General features: G+C 66.2%; 11 protein-coding genes. 3 read left to right on the forward strand and 8 right to left on the reverse strand.

What is annotated here, in order from left to right; all coding sequences use genetic code 11:
- Position 1: 1 nt before the first annotated feature.
- The 3 genes from ntrC to glnA form a co-directional block, all read right to left on the reverse strand.
- The gene (ntrC, locus tag U5775_RS11685; RefSeq protein ID WP_322058291.1) at positions 2 to 1,603 is read right to left on the reverse strand and encodes a nitrogen regulation protein NR(I); all 1,602 of its coding nucleotides are present in this window, start codon (positions 1,601 to 1,603) and stop codon (positions 2 to 4) included.
- Positions 1,604 to 1,650: 47 nt separating this feature from the next.
- On the reverse strand, positions 1,651 to 2,793 hold the full coding sequence (gene glnL, locus U5775_RS11690; RefSeq protein WP_322058355.1) for a nitrogen regulation protein NR(II): 1,143 nt from the start codon (positions 2,791 to 2,793) through the stop codon (positions 1,651 to 1,653).
- Between the two features lie 202 nt (positions 2,794 to 2,995).
- Positions 2,996 to 4,411: a type I glutamate--ammonia ligase gene (glnA, locus tag U5775_RS11695; protein ID WP_322058292.1), complete on the reverse strand. Its 1,416-nt coding sequence runs from the start codon at positions 4,409 to 4,411 to the stop codon at positions 2,996 to 2,998.
- A 505-nt stretch (positions 4,412 to 4,916) separates the two neighbouring features.
- On the opposite strand from glnA, the gene U5775_RS11700 reads away from it, so the two are divergent.
- Positions 4,917 to 5,381 carry a rhodanese-like domain-containing protein gene (locus tag U5775_RS11700; protein WP_322058293.1) on the forward strand — a complete coding sequence of 155 codons (465 nt, stop codon included), beginning with the start codon at positions 4,917 to 4,919 and terminating at the stop codon, positions 5,379 to 5,381.
- A 169-nt stretch (positions 5,382 to 5,550) separates the two neighbouring features.
- Here the strand turns inward: U5775_RS11700 and U5775_RS11705 are convergent, their stop codons facing one another.
- The 5 genes from U5775_RS11705 to hrpA all read right to left on the reverse strand — a co-directional run bounded on the left by U5775_RS11705 (position 5,551) and on the right by hrpA (position 14,002).
- The gene (locus tag U5775_RS11705; RefSeq protein WP_322058294.1) at positions 5,551 to 6,387 is read right to left on the reverse strand and encodes a competence/damage-inducible protein A; all 837 of its coding nucleotides are present in this window, start codon (positions 6,385 to 6,387) and stop codon (positions 5,551 to 5,553) included.
- Positions 6,388 to 6,429: 42 nt separating this feature from the next.
- Positions 6,430 to 7,263, reverse strand: a complete 834-nt coding sequence (locus U5775_RS11710; RefSeq protein WP_322058295.1) for an EI24 domain-containing protein — start codon at positions 7,261 to 7,263, stop codon at positions 6,430 to 6,432.
- A 176-nt stretch (positions 7,264 to 7,439) separates the two neighbouring features.
- Positions 7,440 to 8,480 (reverse strand): sterol desaturase family protein, encoded by a 1,041-nt coding sequence (locus U5775_RS11715; protein ID WP_322058296.1) that lies wholly within the window; start codon positions 8,478 to 8,480, stop codon positions 7,440 to 7,442.
- A gap of 36 nt (positions 8,481 to 8,516) precedes the next feature.
- Positions 8,517 to 9,548 (reverse strand): beta-propeller fold lactonase family protein, encoded by a 1,032-nt coding sequence (locus U5775_RS11720; RefSeq protein WP_322058297.1) that lies wholly within the window; start codon positions 9,546 to 9,548, stop codon positions 8,517 to 8,519.
- Between the two features lie 224 nt (positions 9,549 to 9,772).
- Complete coding sequence (hrpA, locus tag U5775_RS11725; RefSeq protein WP_415913558.1) at positions 9,773 to 14,002, reverse strand: ATP-dependent RNA helicase HrpA; 4,230 nt, start codon at positions 14,000 to 14,002, stop codon at positions 9,773 to 9,775.
- Between the two features lie 398 nt (positions 14,003 to 14,400).
- On the opposite strand from hrpA, the gene argA reads away from it, so the two are divergent.
- Together argA and U5775_RS11735 are read left to right on the forward strand one after the other, a co-directional pair.
- On the forward strand, positions 14,401 to 15,801 hold the full coding sequence (argA, locus tag U5775_RS11730) for an amino-acid N-acetyltransferase (protein ID WP_322058299.1): 1,401 nt from the start codon (positions 14,401 to 14,403) through the stop codon (positions 15,799 to 15,801).
- Between the two features lie 63 nt (positions 15,802 to 15,864).
- Positions 15,865 to 16,140 (forward strand): oxidative damage protection protein, encoded by a 276-nt coding sequence (locus U5775_RS11735; RefSeq protein ID WP_027793465.1) that lies wholly within the window; start codon positions 15,865 to 15,867, stop codon positions 16,138 to 16,140.
- Positions 16,141 to 16,348 lie beyond the last annotated feature (208 nt).

Below are 16,348 nucleotides of genomic sequence, written 5' to 3' on the forward strand. Positions count from 1 at the left end.
CTCATTCGAGGTTGAGTTCCTGGATCTTGCGCGTGATGGTGTTGCGGCCGATGCCGAGACGCTCGGCGGCCTCGACCTTGCGCCCGCGCGTGAAGTCGAGCGCTTCACGAATCACGGCGGCCTCGAAGCGGCGCGAAAGCTCGTCCATCACGCCCGCGCTGTTCTCGCGCAACAGGCACGCGACCTCGGTACGCAGGCCGCTCTCCCACACGCTCACGGCCAGCGCGACGCCGCCGTTGGCAAGCGGCGACGCACCCGCCAGCGTGCCGGGCACGCCGGCGATGGCGCCGAGGACGCCTGCCGCGCCCCCGACCATCGGCGCGCCGGACACACCCACCCCGGCCGGCACACTCGCGCCGCCCGCGAGCGGCGCGCCCACCGTAGCCACACCGCCCGCCCCCGCTTCACTCAAGGCCACCGCGTGCGCGCTCTCGGTGGCCGCGGCGTGCGTGGGCACCAGATCGGGCGGCAAGTCCTTGACCTCGATGGTCTGCGCGGGCGCCATCACCGTGAGCCAGTTCGCGAGATTTTCGAGCTGGCGCACATTGCCGGGGAACGGCAGCGAGGACATATACGCGAGCGCCTCGTCGGACACGCGCTTGGGCTCGACGCCCAGCTCGCGCGCGCTCTTTTGCAGGAAGTGGCGCGTGAGCAGCGGAATGTCCTCGCTGCGCTCGCGCAGCGCCGGCAAGCGCAGGCGAATCACGTTGAGGCGGTGATACAAGTCCTCGCGGAACAGCCCCTGACGCACGCGCGTTTCCAGATTCTGGTGCGTGGCCGCAATCACGCGCACATTCGCGCGCAGCGGATTATGGCCGCCCACGCGATAGAACTGCCCATCGGAGAGCACGCGCAACAGGCGCGTCTGCAAATCGAACGGCATGTCGCCGATTTCGTCGAGGAACAGCGTGCCGTTCTCGGCCTGCTCGAAGCGCCCCTGGCGCATCGCCTGCGCGCCCGTGAACGCGCCGCGCTCGTGGCCGAACAGTTCGGATTCCAGAAGATCCTTCGGGATCGCCGCGGTGTTCAGCGCGATGAACGGACCGTTCGCGCGTGGGCTATGGCGGTGCAAGGCGCGCGCGACAAGCTCCTTTCCGGTGCCCGACTCGCCGGTGATGAGCACAGTGGCCGCCGAATGCGAGAGGCGACCGATGGCGCGGAACATGTCCTGCATCGCGGGGGCCTGGCCGAGCATCTCGGGCGCCTCGGCGGGACGCTCGTCCCATTGCTGCTCGCCGCGCATGCTCTCGTCCACGGCGCGGCGGATCAGCTCGACAGCCTTGTCCACGTCGAAGGGCTTGGCGAGATATTCAAACGCGCCGCCCTGGAACGCGGCCACCGCGCTGTCGAGGTCGGAGAACGCGGTCATGATGATGACGGGCAAGCCCGGTACGCGCTCGCGCACCGTCTGCAGCAATTCGAGGCCCGAGCCGCCCGGCATGCGAATGTCGGAGACGAGCACCTGCGGGCTGTCGTGATCGAGCGCGCTGGCGGCGTCGCGCACGTTCGAGAAGCTGCGAGTCGCGAAATTCTCGCGCGCGAGGGCCTTTTCGAGCACCCAGCGTATCGATTGGTCGTCGTCTACTATCCAGATCGGCTTCATAAGGTCGGTCAGAAGTCCTGGTGGCGTGCGTTGGTGGTAGCGGTAGTTCAGTAGTCGAGCGGCAACAGGATCTGAAATTCCGTGTGGCCCGGCCGGCTTTCCACTTCGATCAGTCCGTCGTGCTGCTGGACGAAGGTCTGCGCGAGCGTGAGCCCGAGACCGCTGCCATCCTCGCGTCCGGAAACGAGCGGATAGAAGATGCGGTCGCGGATTTCCTCGGGAATGCCGGGTCCGTTATCGATGATATGCAAGTCCAGTGCCAGCTTGCACAGGCGCTTCGCGATCGTGATCTTGCGCGCGATGCGCGTGCGCAATTCGATGCGCGCATCGCCCTGCGAGATCCGTTCGCGCAACGCCTGCGCCGCGTTGCGCACGATATTCAGCAGTGCCTGGATCAGTTGCTCCTTGTCGCCACGCAGATCGGGCACGCTCACGTCGTAATCGCGCTCGATCGTGAGGCCGCGCGGAAACTCGGCGAGGATCACGGCGCGCACGCGCTCGCAGACTTCGTGAATGTTCACGTCGCCGACGATGTGCGGATGCCGGTGCGGCTCGAGCAGGCGGTCGACGAGCGTCTGCAGCCGGTCGGACTCCTTGATGACGACCTGCGTGTACTCGCGCAGCTCGCCGCGCTCCAGCGCGCCGAGCTCGAATTCGAGCAGTTGCGCCGCGCCGCGGATGCCGCCGAGCGGATTCTTGATCTCGTGCGCGAGATTGCGGATCAGATGCTTGTTGACGGTCGCGAGGTCGTGAATGCGCTCCTCGCGATCGCTCTTGATGTGCCGCTCGTTCTCGAAGAGCTCAAGCAGCACGTAGTCGGGCGCGGTCTCGAGAAAGCCGACGATCGCATGCACGTGCAACGACTCGCGGCCCGGACGCTCGAGCGTGGCGTCGAGGCGCGTCGCATGAAAACGGTGCGCCGCGATCGACGCGATCGTTTCGAGCAATTCGTCCGCGTTGGAAAAGAGATCGGACCATTGCATCTGCGCGAGCTGGCGCCGCGAAAGATCGAGCATCGCTTCGGCCGAGGGGTTCGCGAACGCCACGCGCAAGGTGCGCTTGTCGAGCACGAGCACCACGGTGGGCAGCGCCTCGAAGCCGGGCAGGAGACCCGACTGCACGAGCGGCTCGTCGTCCGAGAGCGGCTCCGCGTGGCCCTTCCTTGCCTTGATCAGATTCTTGAGCACCATGTTGCGGGCCGGCGATTCATCCATGTCGTTGAAAGACGGCAGCGCGGCAAGCACGCCAACGAAAAAGGGACGGCAGCGCCGTCCCTTTGCGACCGAAGTCGGCACCGCCGCAGCTCGAACCGCAGCGGGCACCGCGTTGACACGACTGCCGACGTCGGAGAGGCGCTACGCTCGCTTGGCGGCAGCGTAGCGCCATCGTCGATTACAGCGAGTAGTACAGTTCGAACTCGATCGGGTGCGTGGTCATGCGCACGCGCTGGAGTTCGCCTTCCTTCAGGTCGAGGTAGGCGTCGATCATCGAATCCGTGAACACGCCACCGCGCGTCAGGAACTCGCGATCCTTGTCGAGCGCTTCCAGCGCCTGGTCGAGGCCTGCGCAGACGGTCGGGATCTTTGCATCCTCTTCCGGCGGCAGGTCGTACAGGTTCTTGTCGGCGGCTTCGCCCGGGTGAATCTTGTTCTGGATGCCGTCCAGACCCGCCATCATCAGCGCCGAGAAGCACAGGTACGGGTTGGCCAGCGGATCCGGGAAGCGCGTTTCGATACGGCGACCCTTAGGATTGCTGACGTGCGGAATGCGGATCGATGCCGAGCGGTTGCGCGCCGAGTAGGCGAGCTTGACCGGTGCTTCGAAGTGCGGCACCAGACGCTTGTACGAGTTCGTGCCCGGGTTCGTGATGGCGTTCAGCGCGCGAGCGTGCTTGATGATGCCGCCGATATAGAACAGCGCCAATTCCGACAGACCTGCGTAGCCGTTACCCGCGAACAGGTTCTGGCCGTCCTTCCAGATCGACTGGTGAACGTGCATGCCCGAACCGTTGTCGCCGACGATCGGCTTCGGCATGAACGTCGCCGTCTTGCCGTACGTGTGCGCCACGTTGTGGATGATGTACTTCATCTGCTGCGTCCAGTCCGCGCGCTGAACCAGCGTCGAGAACTTCGTGCCGATTTCGTTCTGGCCCTGGCCCGCCACTTCGTGGTGGTGCACTTCGACCGGAATGCCGATCTGCTCGAGCAGCAGACACATTTCCGAGCGGATGTCCTGGAACTGGTCGACCGGCGCGACCGGGAAGTAGCCGCCCTTCACGCCCGGACGGTGACCCGGGTTGCCGCCTTCCATTTCGCGCGCCGACGACCACGGTGCTTCATCCGAGCCGATCTTGACGAACGTGCCCGACATGTCCGTGTTCCACTGGACCGAGTCGAAAATGAAGAACTCGGGTTCCGGACCGAAGAAGGCCGTGTCGCCGAGGCCCGTGCTCTTCAGGTACGCTTCGGCGCGCTTGGCGAGCGAGCGCGGGTCGCGCTCGTAGCCCTTGCCGTCGGCCGGCTCGACCACGTCGCAGGTGAGGACCAGCGTGGACTCTTCGTAGAACGGGTCGATGAACGCGGTGTTCGCGTCCGGAACGAGCAGCATGTCCGAGGCTTCGATGCCCTTCCAGCCGGCGATCGACGAACCGTCAAACGCATGGCCCGACTCGAACTTGTCTTCGTCGAATGCCGACAGCGGCACCGAGACGTGCTGTTCCTTGCCGCGCGTGTCGGTAAAGCGGAAGTCGACAAACTTGACGTCTTCGTCCTTGACGAGCTGCATGACGTCGGCCACGGATTTACTCATAACCTATTCTCCTGATTAACGATTTCGGCGAACGTTGCCGCCGTGCCAATTCTGTTGATCCCGTCTGCCGCCCTGGAACGTCCCGAGCAGCCGGCTGTGAATCGATCGCGACATATAGAGCAGCTTCCGTGCCAGCTTTGCGCCACCCTGGCGCAAACCCAGGCTGGGCGCACTCCTGGAGTGAAACGGCGCACGCCGCAAACGGGCTGGCGCCCCAAACGAGCCGCCCGCCGCTTCCCTGCTCGCACCATTTCCGTGCAATCCCGAATTTGGCGCGCGAAACAGACTCCATTATGGTGCATAAAATCCCGGCCGCACCATTCCGATGCAAACCCGGCGGCGCAACAAAGCGCGCGCACCAGCCAGGCGGGCGCGAAGCGAAGATGCGGACGCATCACCGCCCCGCCGATGCGCATTGCTGCGCCACGAACGCCCGCTTCCCGCACTCATGCAGCGCGCTAGAATGATCTTTTGGTCCAACACGAGAAACAGGAGATCTGCTGTCATGAGTACGCTCGAACAGTTGTACGCCCAAGCCGAAAAGCGCCGCGCCGAGAACCAGTTGCCCTACGCGGGCGCGGTCTCGCCCGCCGAGGCGTTCGAGCTTCTGCAACTCGATCCGCGCGTGAAGCTCGTCGACGTGCGCACGCGCGCCGAGCTCGACTGGGTCGGCCGTCCCGTGGTCGGCGACGGCCAGTATGCCCATGTCGAATGGACGCGCTACCCCGGTGGCGTGCCCAACGCCGAATTCCTCGCCCAGCTCAAGAACGTCGCCGATCCCGACGCGCCCGTGCTGTTTCTTTGCCGCAGCGCCGCGCGCTCGAAGCTCGCGGCCATCGAGGCCGCCAAGGCCGGTTTCAAGCAGGCGTACGACCTGCTCGAAGGCTTCGAAGGCGACAAGAACAGCGAAGGACATCGCAAGACGGTCACGGGCTGGTGCTTCCGCGGCCTGCCCTGGCTGGGCGCCTGACCGTCGACGCCTGATAACAACCGGGCCGGCTTGCACCGGTTGCCGGCACGGTCCGTCGGGCGCCAGTCGGACGGACCACTTTGACCGTGCCATATGACACGGCGATGATGCCGCGGCGCGCCCGGCGTACCCACCGCGCATCGGCAAAAATCCAGACGATGTCGCGGCGTTACCGGCCCGGCGCGGCGTTCGCGCCCTTGAGCTGCTCGGGCGGCTCTACAACGTCGCCGCCCAGCAGATGCACGCCTTCGCGCAGCTTCACGAACGCTGCCGCCACGGCCTCGGGCTCGCCCTTCACGCCCAGATCGATATGCCGGCGCGCATAAATGCCGCCGCGCTCCGCGTCGCCCACGCTCGGCAGGCTGAACACGCGCACGCCCGGGAAATCGCGCTCGATGCGCTCCATGAGCGGCGTGAGCGTCGACTCGGGCAGTTCGAACACCAGCAGCGACTTCTCCGCATGCGGCGTCTGATGATGCAGATGCGCGTACTTCGTATCGAGCACCCATTCGATCATCGGCCAGGCCATTACCGGAAAGCCCGGCACGAAATGGTGATCGCGAATCGAAAAGCCCGGGATCTTGTTATAGCCGTTCGGGATGATCTCGCAGCCCTGCGGGAAGGTGCCCATCTGGAAGCGGTGCTGGTTCTCGGGCGAGTTGAAATCGACGGGATCGGCGCCCGTATGCATGTCGCGGATGCGCTCGCGAATCGCCGCCCCGGCATCGGGATGCAGCGCGAGCGGCACGCCGAGCGCGGCCGCCGCGCACTGACGCGTATGGTCGTCCGGCGTCGCGCCGATGCCGCCCGTGGAAAACACGATGTCGCCCGACGCGAACGAGCGCTCGAGCGTCGCGGTGATGCGCGCGGGGTCGTCGCCAACGTACTCGGCCCAGTCGAGCGCGAGGCCACGCGCGCCGAGCAGTTCGATGACCTTCGGCAGATGCTTGTCGCTGCGGCGGCCCGAGAGAATCTCGTCGCCGATGATGATGACGCCAAATGCCATGAGTTGCCTCGTCGTAATCGCAGGAATGGGAGGGAGTGAATGTCAGTGCGTGACGGTCATGTCGCGCCCCGTGCGGCTCGCCTCTTCCACGCGCAGGCGCTGGAGCGCGCGCAGGCAATAGTGGCCGAACCAGAGCGCCGTGAACACCAGAATGAACGCATAGATCCAGATGGTCGCCACGGCAACGAACGGGAAAAACAGCAGCAGCCACGCGGACGCGATCCAGATCGCCGTGGGCAACGAGCTGAGCAGACCGCTCGCCACGCCGATCGCGAGCAGCGGCAGCCGGTGCCGGCGCACGAGCTCGCGCCGCTCCGCGGCGGTGGCGTGCAGCGCGAGCGCGTCGTAGGTCATCACCCGATAGGTGAGCCAGCCCCACAACAGCGGCGGCACGAATGCGAAGAACGGCGGGAAGAACCAGAGCGGCAGCGAGACGCACAGCAGTACGATGCAAACCACCGTGGTCCAGAGCGAATGAAACAGGCTGCCGTACCAGCTGCCGCCGTGCCGAGCCTCGAGCGTGGCGTACTGCCTGAGCGTGAGATGGCGGATCACGCGCGGCATCGAGATCGCAACGATCAGCAGCAGCACGGTAATGACGATGAGCGGCACCGAGAGAACGATCACCACGAACGGCCCGATCATGTTGCGCAGCGAGCCGTAGCCGAGCAGATCGAACAGATGGTAGAGGTACGCCGTGGCCCACCAGTGTTCGAGCGCGGGACGCAGCGCATCGACGAGCGGTTGCCAGAACGCGTAGAGCAAGCCGCCCCACAGCGCCGCCGCCATGAGGAACGGCACGAAGGTGAGGAACAGCATGGAGGGGTGGAACGCGCCGGCGAGCGCGCGTCCGAACGAGCGCAGCAGATCGTTCATGCGAAGGGAAAATGAGCGGTAAGACGAGGAAGCATCGCGAGGCCCACGGGTTCGGTGCGTCAAATCGACAGCATAAACCACGGCGCGGCGGGCCGGCGAAACACGCAGAGCGAAGCGCACGCGGCGCGCGAAGGATCGTCGCGGCGCGAAAGCGGAGGAACGGCGGAAACGTGGGATCAGGCGGCGCTGGCGTCGTCGCGGGTATCGCCTGGGGTATTGCCTTTCGTGCGCCGCTGCGCCGCGAGCCGCCGCGCGATGCGCTGGAACGCGAGCCCATGCTGCGCCCAGAAACCCTCGCCATAGCGCACGCCTTCGAGCTGGTCGCGAATGCCGGTAGGCTCGATCTCGCGATTGAACGACGCGCTGCCGAACATCATGTCCCACCAGGGAAACAGCACGCCGAAATTGCAGCCATAGGTCGTGCCCTCGTGGCCATAGCCGATCGCATGATGGCGACGGTGAAAGCGCGGGCTCACGAGCAGCCGCTCGCCAAGCCAGCCGAAATGTATGCGGATATTGGCGTGCTGCACGTTCTGCACGAAGTCCGTGATCGCGACCAGCACCACGAACTGCGCGGGCGGCACGCCGATCACGAGTGCGATGGCGGCGAACATGCAGGACTGCCCGAGCACGTCCAGCAGATGATTGCGGTTATCGCACCAGAACGACATCTTGCGCTGGCTATGATGGACCGCGTGCAGTTCCCACCAGGGGCCGAAGCGGTGCGAGAGCCGGTGATACCAGTAGCCGAAGAAGTCGAGCACGACCAGATAGATCGCGAACGTGACGAGCGGCACGGTCGTCACGCCGGGCCAGAGATTGTCGATGTCGACGCTCATCACGCCATGCAGGCGCAGCCAGCCCTGCGCGCGGTCGAAAACCGGCTGCAGCGCGAAAAAGAACAGCAGATTGAAGACGCCGAGCCGCGTGATCCAGGTATAGAGCGCGTCCACGCCCACGCCCTTGCGGCCGCGCCATTTTTCCACCGGCATGAGCGCTTCGAGCGGACGCAGGATCGCGTACATGGCCGCGATCTCCAGCACGCCGACGATCACCCAGTAGAGCGCGTCGAACGTGTCTTCGTCCACGTCCATGAAGCCCGCGTAAAAGAGCAGCGGCTGCAGTACGTTCACGTACACGAGCGTCTGGAGCCACGACACGAAGTCGTCGGCGCCGGACGCGGCCCAATGTGCGCAGGAACTCAGGAACTCAAGCATGTGCGGCGGCGATCGATCGGCAAGGCGCGTGCTGCCTCAGGCGCCGTTGGGCGACATGACCGGCGCGCGGTCGTAGAAGTAGATGCCATGCGGCGAACGGCCCACGGCAATCGTCTTGATGAGCTTCTTCGTCTGCATGTCGATCACGCCGATGCGCCTGGCGAAACGGAACGTGACCCACAGATAGCGCTTGTCGGCGGAGAGCTCCATGTCGTCGGGCCCGGGCAGCAGCCCGTTGATCTCGCCCACTTTCTCGAGCGACTCTTCGTCGATGATGCTGATGACGTTCGACACGCGGCTCGACACCAGCACGTGACGGCCGTCCACGAGCGAGCGGAAGTTGTGCGCCGCCTTGCCCACCTGGATCGTCTTGATGACCTTCTGGTTGCGCCAGTCCACCACCGCGACGTAGTCGGCGCCCGTCATGCCGACGAGCAGATACTTGTCGCCGGGCGTAAGCCACAGACCCGCGGGCGCCGCGCCCACCTTCATCTTCCAGAGCACGCGCTGAGTGGGCAGATCGACCGCCGCGACCTCGCCCGACACCTGGAGCGAAACGAACACGATATGGCTGTCCTTCGTGAACGCGAGGTGGCTGGGCATGGCCGAGAGCGGCAGGCGCTTGGCGACCGTGAAATTGCCGGCGCCGCCGTAGTGATAGATGTCCAGACGGTCCAGACGCAGGCCCGTGGTCACGAACCACTTGTTGTCGGGCGAGAAGCCGAGCTGGTACGGGTCTTCGATGTTCTCGATCCAGCGCTGCGGCTTGCCGGTCTTCGGGTCGACGAACATCAGGTTGTTCGACACCGAATTCGCGACGATGAGCGAGCTGTTGTCGGGCGTCGGGAACAGGTGGTGAGGCTCCTTGCCCGTGGGCACGGTGCCCACGACCTCGTGGGTTTTGTCGTCGATGAGGCTCAGCGTGGCTTCGCCCGAATTCAGCACGATGATGTTGTTCGCGCGCGCGACGGTTGAGCTCACGCCGGCGAGCGCGGCACAGGCCAGCGCGGCGCAGGCGGCCTTCACGACGAGGCGGCCCGCGGCGCGGCGAAATGATTGATTACGCATGGAGAGTCGGTTCCGGACAGATTCGTGATTGTAGAACGTCTACCTTCCCGCAAGGTTGACGTAGGGCCCATGAAATGCGGCAGGTGCGACGCTTCGTCCGCTTTTTCACCACTTTCGAACCTTTGCGATGACCCGAGGGCTCGGGGGCCGGTCACGCTCCTGATCACACCCCATCATCCCGGACGATCCGCGAAGCGCCGCAGGCCGTCGCATGGCACATGGCGTTAGCGCTGCATCGACTCCCAGACCTTGTGGAGCCGCTTGACCGACACCGGCATGGGCGTGCGCAATTCCTGCGCGAACAGCGAGATGCGCAGTTCTTCCAGCAGCCAGCGGAACTCGGTCAGACGCGGATCGAACACGCCGCCGCGCTGCGAGAGCGCGCGCTGATACTGCTGCGCGAGCGGCAGAAGCTCGGCCGCCTGGCGCGCGTCGCGGGCAGGATCGGCGCGCAGCTTGTCGATGCGCAGCGCCACGCCCTTCAGATAGCGCGGGAAATGCACGAGCTGCGCGTAAGGCGTCTCCAGAATGAAGCGCTTGCCGATGAGCGCATCGACCTGCGCCTGCATGTCCGCCGCCGGCGCGCCGAAAGCCTTCGCCTGCACGAGCTTCTTCGTCAGCGCCGCATATTCGGCGAGGATCTGGCCCACGAGCCGCGCAATCTCCTGCGCGAGCAGCGAGAGGCGTCCGCGGCCTTCGTCCTTGCGCGCGTGGAAGCTCGCGTCGTCGTCGGGTAGCGGGTCCTGCAGGCAGGCGCGGTCGAGCGCGAGCTCGATCAACTGGTCGCGCAATTCCTCCTGGGTGGCGCGCGCCATGAACTGCATCGCCATCTCGCGCAGGCCCGGCAGATTCTTCTCCATATAGCGGATCGGCTCGCGCAGTTGCAGCGCGAACAGACGCCGCAAGCCCGCGCGATGGATGCGCGCGGCCTCCTCGGGCGAATCGAACACTTCGACGTCGCAATGCGTGCCGCGGTCGACCAGCGCCGGATAGCCGAACAGCGTCTGGCCACCGCGGCGGATCTCCAGCAACTCGGGCAGCTTGCCGAAGTTCCAGGTCGTGAGGTTCTCGTACAGCGCGGTGGCCGGCGCGGCGTCGGCGGACGCGCTCGTGTGCGGCGCGTTGTTCTTCCTCTGCGCGCTCGCCGGCGCGGCCGCGCCCGTCTGCGCGATGTCCGGTGAATCCGGCGAATCTGGCGCGGCGGTGCGCGGCTCGCCAGCCCCGCGCGCCTCAAGCGCCGCCAGCGCGGTCGCGCTCGCGAGCTTCTGGAACTGCTGCTGCGCCTGCGCGCCCAGTTCGCTGCGCAGTTGCGCGAGATTGCGGCCCATCGCGAGCTGGCGACCGTGCTCGTCGATCACCTTGAAGTTCATGAAAAGGTGCGCCGGCAGCAGTTCGAGCTTGAAGTCGGACGACTTCAGGGCGACCTGCTTCTGCTCGCGCACATCGGCGATGAGCGCCTCCACGAGGCCACCCGCGCCGAATCGCTCGGCGCCCGCGCGCTCCGCAAAGCCCGCCGCGTACTCGGGCAGCGGCACGCAATGGCGGCGCAGCTTTTGCGGCAGCGACTTCAGCAGCAAATGCGCCTTCTCCTTGAGCATACCCGGCACGAGCCATTCGCAGCGGCGCGCATCCACCTGATTGAGCGCGTAGAGCGGCACCGCGAGCGTCACGCCATCGCGCGGCGAACCGGGCTCGAAGTGATAAGTGAGCGCCATCGCCACGCCCGACATCGTCATGCGCTTCGGGAACAGCTCGGTCGTCACGCCGGCGGCTTCGTGGCGCATCAGATCGTCGCGCGAGAGATAGAGCAGACGCAGCTTGTCCTCCGGCTGGCCGCTCTTTTTCACCTCGTCGCGATACCAGCGCTCGAACGACGCGCCCGAATACATGCCCTCGGGAATCGCCTGATCGTAGAAACCAAAGATCAATTCGTCGTCGACGAGCACGTCCTGGCGGCGCGACTTGTGCTCCAGTTGCTCGATATCGGCGAGCAGCTTGCGGTTGTGCGCGAAAAACGCGAGCTTCGTGTCGAATTCGCCCTCCACGAGCGCGCCGCGAATGAAGAGCTCGCGCGCACGCGCCGGGTCCTGCTTGCCGAATGCCACGCGCCGGCGCTGATAGACCGGCAGGCCGTAGAGCACGCCGCGCTCGAACGCGCTCACCTGCGCCGCGCGCTTTTCCCAGTGCGGCTCGGAAAGCGACTTGCGCAACAGATGCGCGCCCACTTTCTCGAGCCATTCGGGCTCGATCTTCGCGACGCAGCGCGCGTACAGACGGCTCGTCTCGACGAGCTCGGCGGCCACGACCCAGCGCCCCGCCTTCTTCACGAGCGCCGAGCCCGGCCACAGGTGGAACTTGATGCCGCGCGCGCCGAGGTAATAGGGCTCGTCGTCGGCCTTGAGGCCGATATTGCCGAGCAAGCCGGTCAGGAGCGCGTGATGGATCTGCTCGTAGGTCGCGTCGGCTTCGTTGATGCGCCAGCCGTGCTCGCGCACGACCGTGAGCAGTTGCGAATGCACGTCGCGCCATTCGCGCAGACGCAGATGCGAAAGGAAGTTCGCGCGGCACGAATCGACGAGTTGCTTGTTCGACTTCTTGTGCGCGACGGCGTCCTCGAACCACGCCCAGATCTTGAGCCACTGGAGGAATTCGGAGCGCTCGTCGGCAAAACGGCGATGCGCCTGGTCCGCCTGCTCCTGCGCCTCGATGGGCCGGTCGCGCGGGTCCTGCACCGAAAGCGCGCTCGCGATGATGAGCACCTCGCGCATGGCCTGTTCGTCGCGGGCGGCGAGAATCATGCGGCCCACGCGCGGATCGAGCGGCAGGCGCGCGAGCTCGCGGCCGAGCGGCGTGAGCGCGTTGTCGTCGTCGACGGCGCCCAGTTCGCCCAGCAACTGATAGCCGTCGGCGATCGCGCGGCCCGGCGGCGGCTCGATGAACGGGAATGTCTCGATCGCCGTGAGATGCAGCGATTTCATGCGCAGAATCACCGCCGCGAGCGACGAACGCAAAATTTCCGGATCGGAAAATTTTGGCCGCGAAAGGAAATCGGGCTCCTCATAGAGGCGGATGCAGATGCCATCCGCGACACGGCCGCAGCGGCCCGCGCGCTGGTTCGCGGCGGCCTGCGAAATCGACTCGATCTGCAACTGCTCGACCTTGTTGCGGTACGAGTAGCGCTTCACGCGCGCGAGGCCCGTGTCGACCACGTAGCGGATGCCCGGCACCGTGAGCGAGGTTTCCGCGACATTGGTGGCCAGCACGATGCGGCGCGCGTTCGACGGCTTGAACACGCGCTCCTGCTCCTGCGCGGAAAGCCGCGCGAACAGCGGCAGGATTTCCGTGTGCGGCGGATGATGCTTGCGCAGCGCTTCTGCGGCGTCGCGGATCTCGCGCTCGCCGGGCAGGAACACGAGCACGTCGCCCGAGCCCTCGCGGCACAGTTCGTCGACGGCATCGACGATCGCGTCCATCAGATCGCGGTCAGTGTCGCGCTGCGATTTTTTCGTCGGCACGTTGCCCTGCGCGTTCTTTACCACGGGGCTGTCCTCCTGCACCGGGCGATAACGCACTTCCACCGGATAGAGCCGCCCGCTCACCTCGATCACGGGCGCGGGCTTCTCCTCGCTGCCGAAATGGCGCGCGAAGCGATCGGCGTCGATGGTCGCCGAGGTCACGATCAGCTTCAGATCGGGCCGGCGCGGCAGGATCTCTTTCAGATAGCCGAGCAGGAAGTCGATGTTCAGGCTGCGCTCGTGCGCCTCGTCGATGATGATCGTGTCGTAGGCCTTGAGCAGCGGATCGGTTTGCGTCTCGGCGAGCAGGATGCCGTCGGTCATGAGCTTGACCGAGGCGCCCGGCGCGAGGTTGTCGGTGAAGCGCACCTTGTAGCCGACTACTTCGCCGAACGGCGTGCCGAGTTCCTCGGCGATGCGCCGCCCCGTAGCCGACGCCGCGATCCGGCGCGGCTGCGTATGGCCGATGAGGCCCGTGCCGCCCGCGCCGCGCCCGCGACCGAGCGAGAGCGCGATCTTCGGCAACTGCGTGGTCTTGCCCGAGCCGGTCTCGCCGCTCACGATCACGACCTGGTTTTCGGCGATGGCGCGCGCAATCTCCTCGCGGCGGCCCGAGACGGGCAGCGCTTCGGGGAACGTGATCGGCGGAATGGGATTCGGCGCGATCGGGGGGCGTGGTTCGCGTTGTTCTCGTGGTTCACGCGGCGCGTGGGGCTGGCGTTCGGCGCGCGGCGCGCGCTCGCCTTCGTTGGCGGGGCGCGATGCGTTTTCGGATTTGGGCTTGCCGGTGTGCGGCGGATTCGGCCCGCGCGGCTGATCTGCTTGCTTCAGTGGCTTCGGTTGCTGCGTGCGCGGCGGTGGGTTGCGCGGCGTCTGCGCTTGCGCATTGCGCGGCTCGCCTCGCGGCTGTGCGCGCGGCGGCGTGTGCGTTTGCGGCATGGATGCCTGGGACTTTGCCTGCGGCGTGCGCGCCGGGGCTTGCCCTTGCGATCGTTCCTGCGTCGGCTGCGGCGTCTGCGCAGCCGCATGCGCCCCAGCGCGCGTTTCGCGCGGCGCGGCCTTCGCCGTGTCTAGCTCAGGCGCCGCTTGCGCGCGCTTCTGCTCGACAGGCTGGCCACCTTCCTGCCCGCTCTTTTTCTGCTTGCCCGCCCCGCCGCCCACGAGCGCGGCAAGCCGCTCGGAGGACGCCAGCTTCTGCCCGTCGCCATACTTCTGCGACGCGCGTTTTTCCTGCGCGCCGCCGTGCGCCGCGTCTTTCCCTGCAGGGGTGTTGCTGCCCTGCGCCGAGGCAGGTCTTTTGGGTACATTCGACATGGGGGCGCATTATAATCCCGGGCATGAATTCCCAAACCGACCTCGTCCCCGCCTCCGCGAGCGCGCCGGCCTCCGCCGCCGCGGAATCCGCTTCCGAGCAAGCTGCCCAGCAGGCCGCGCAGCACGCGCAGTTCGTCGACTGGATGCGATCGGTCGCGCCCTACATTCACGCCTTCCAGGGCAAGACCTTCGTCGTCGGCTTCGGCGGCGAGGTCGTGCACCAGAACCTGCTCAACGCGCTCGTCGCCGACATCGCGCTCCTGCAGGCGATGGGCATCCAGATCGTGCTCGTGCACGGCTCTCGCCCGCAGGTCGAAGAACAGATGAGCCTGCACGGCGTCGAGTCCGAGTTCTCGCACGGCATGCGCATCACGAATGCCCGCGCGCTCGAATCGGCGAAAGAAGCGGCCGGCGAAGTGCGCCTCGACATCGAGGCCGCGATCAGCCAGGGCCTGCCGAACACGCCGATGGCGCACGCGCATATCAGCGTGGTCTCGGGCAACTTCGTGACGGCGCGCCCGGTCGGCATTCTCGACGGCGTCGACTTCCAGCACACGGGCGTCGTGCGCAAGATCGACGCGGACTCGATCCGCCATTCGCTCGCGAGCCGCAAGCTCGTGCTGCTCTCGCCGCTCGGCTTCTCGCCCACGGCCGAGGCGTTCAATCTGTCGATGGAAGACGTCGCCTCGGCGGCGGCCATCGCGCTGCGCGCCGACAAGATCATTTTCCTCACGGAAACGCAGGGCTTGATCAGCGAGGAAGGCGAGCTGATCCGCGAAATGTCGCTCGACGACGCCTACAAGCTGCAGGAAAGCGGCACCGTGCTCGGCGACGCGGGCTTCTATCTGAAGCATTCGATCCGCGCGTGCCGCGGCGGCGTGGGCCGCGCGCACATCCTGCCCTACGCGCTCGACGGCAGCGTGCTGCTCGAACTGTTCCTGCACGACGGCGTGGGCACCATGATCTCGTACGAGAATCTGGAGAGCCTGCGCGAAGCGACGCCCGACGACGTCGGCGGCATTCTCACGCTGATCGAGCCGCTCGAAAGCGACGGCACGCTCGTGCGCCGCGGACGTCACCAGATCGAGCGCGACATCGACCACTTCTCGGTGATCGAGCACGATGGCGTGCTGTTCGGCTGCGCCGCGCTCTATGCGTATTCGCAGGAGCGCATCGGCGAAATGGCGTGCCTCACGGTCTCGCCCGAGGCGCAAGGCTCGGGCGACGGCGAGCGGCTCCTGCGCCGCATCGAGCAGCGCGCGCGGGCGCGCGGCCTCACGCGCATTTTCGTGCTCACCACGCGCACCGAACACTGGTTCCTCAAGCGCGGCTTCGTGAAGGCCACGGTCGACGACCTGCCCGAAGACCGCCGCCGCCTCTATAACTGGCAGCGCAAGTCGCTCGTGCTGATGAAACAGCTCTGAGCGTCGCCATCTACGGATGAAGCGCCCCGCCGCCCCCACATACGACTACAGGAGAAGCACAGCATGGCCCGTATGATCCAATGCGCGAAGCTCGGCAAGGAAGCCGAGGGACTCGACTTTCCCCCGCTGCCGGGCGAACTCGGCAAGCGTATCTACGAAAACGTCTCGAAAGAGGCATGGCAGGCCTGGCTCAAGCAGCAGACCATGCTCATCAACGAGAACCGGCTGAACATGGCCGATCCGCGCGCGCGTCAATACCTGATGAAGCAGACGGAGAAGTTCTTCTTCGGTGAAGGCGCCGATCAGGCGTCGGGCTACGTGCCGCCGACCGAAGGCTGAAACGCCTGCGCCGCGCGCCGGAATCCGGCTCCGGCGGGCCGTTTTCACGGCAGCACGGAAGGCGGCCAGACGGACTGCAAAAACCGCGCCCTCGGGTGCGGTTTTTTTATGCGCTTCATGCGTTCCCGCGGTGCGTTTCAGGAGCCGCCAGAATCGCGCTATCCCCCGCCACACGGGGCCGGGCGCCCCCGCCCCAAAGTCCCGCCGA

Origin of the sequence: Paraburkholderia sp. J63, from assembly GCF_905220245.1 — a bacterium.
Taxonomy (GTDB): Bacteria; Pseudomonadota; Gammaproteobacteria; order Burkholderiales; family Burkholderiaceae; genus Paraburkholderia.

Coding starts and splice junctions, on each gene's coding strand:
- ntrC (WP_322058291.1), bottom strand. CDS start 1,603: ATGAAGCCGATCTGGATAGTAGACGACGACCAATCGATACGCTGGGTG.
- glnL (WP_322058355.1), bottom strand. CDS start 2,793: ATGGTGCTCAAGAATCTGATCAAGGCAAGGAAGGGCCACGCGGAGCCG.
- glnA (WP_322058292.1), bottom strand. CDS start 4,411: ATGAGTAAATCCGTGGCCGACGTCATGCAGCTCGTCAAGGACGAAGAC.
- U5775_RS11700 (WP_322058293.1), top strand. CDS start 4,917: ATGAGTACGCTCGAACAGTTGTACGCCCAAGCCGAAAAGCGCCGCGCC.
- U5775_RS11705 (WP_322058294.1), bottom strand. CDS start 6,387: ATGGCATTTGGCGTCATCATCATCGGCGACGAGATTCTCTCGGGCCGC.
- U5775_RS11710 (WP_322058295.1), bottom strand. CDS start 7,263: ATGAACGATCTGCTGCGCTCGTTCGGACGCGCGCTCGCCGGCGCGTTC.
- U5775_RS11715 (WP_322058296.1), bottom strand. CDS start 8,480: ATGCTTGAGTTCCTGAGTTCCTGCGCACATTGGGCCGCGTCCGGCGCC.
- U5775_RS11720 (WP_322058297.1), bottom strand. CDS start 9,548: ATGCGTAATCAATCATTTCGCCGCGCCGCGGGCCGCCTCGTCGTGAAG.
- hrpA (WP_415913558.1), bottom strand. CDS start 14,002: ATGCCGCAAACGCACACGCCGCCGCGCGCACAGCCGCGAGGCGAGCCG.
- argA (WP_322058299.1), top strand. CDS start 14,401: ATGAATTCCCAAACCGACCTCGTCCCCGCCTCCGCGAGCGCGCCGGCC.
- U5775_RS11735 (WP_027793465.1), top strand. CDS start 15,865: ATGGCCCGTATGATCCAATGCGCGAAGCTCGGCAAGGAAGCCGAGGGA.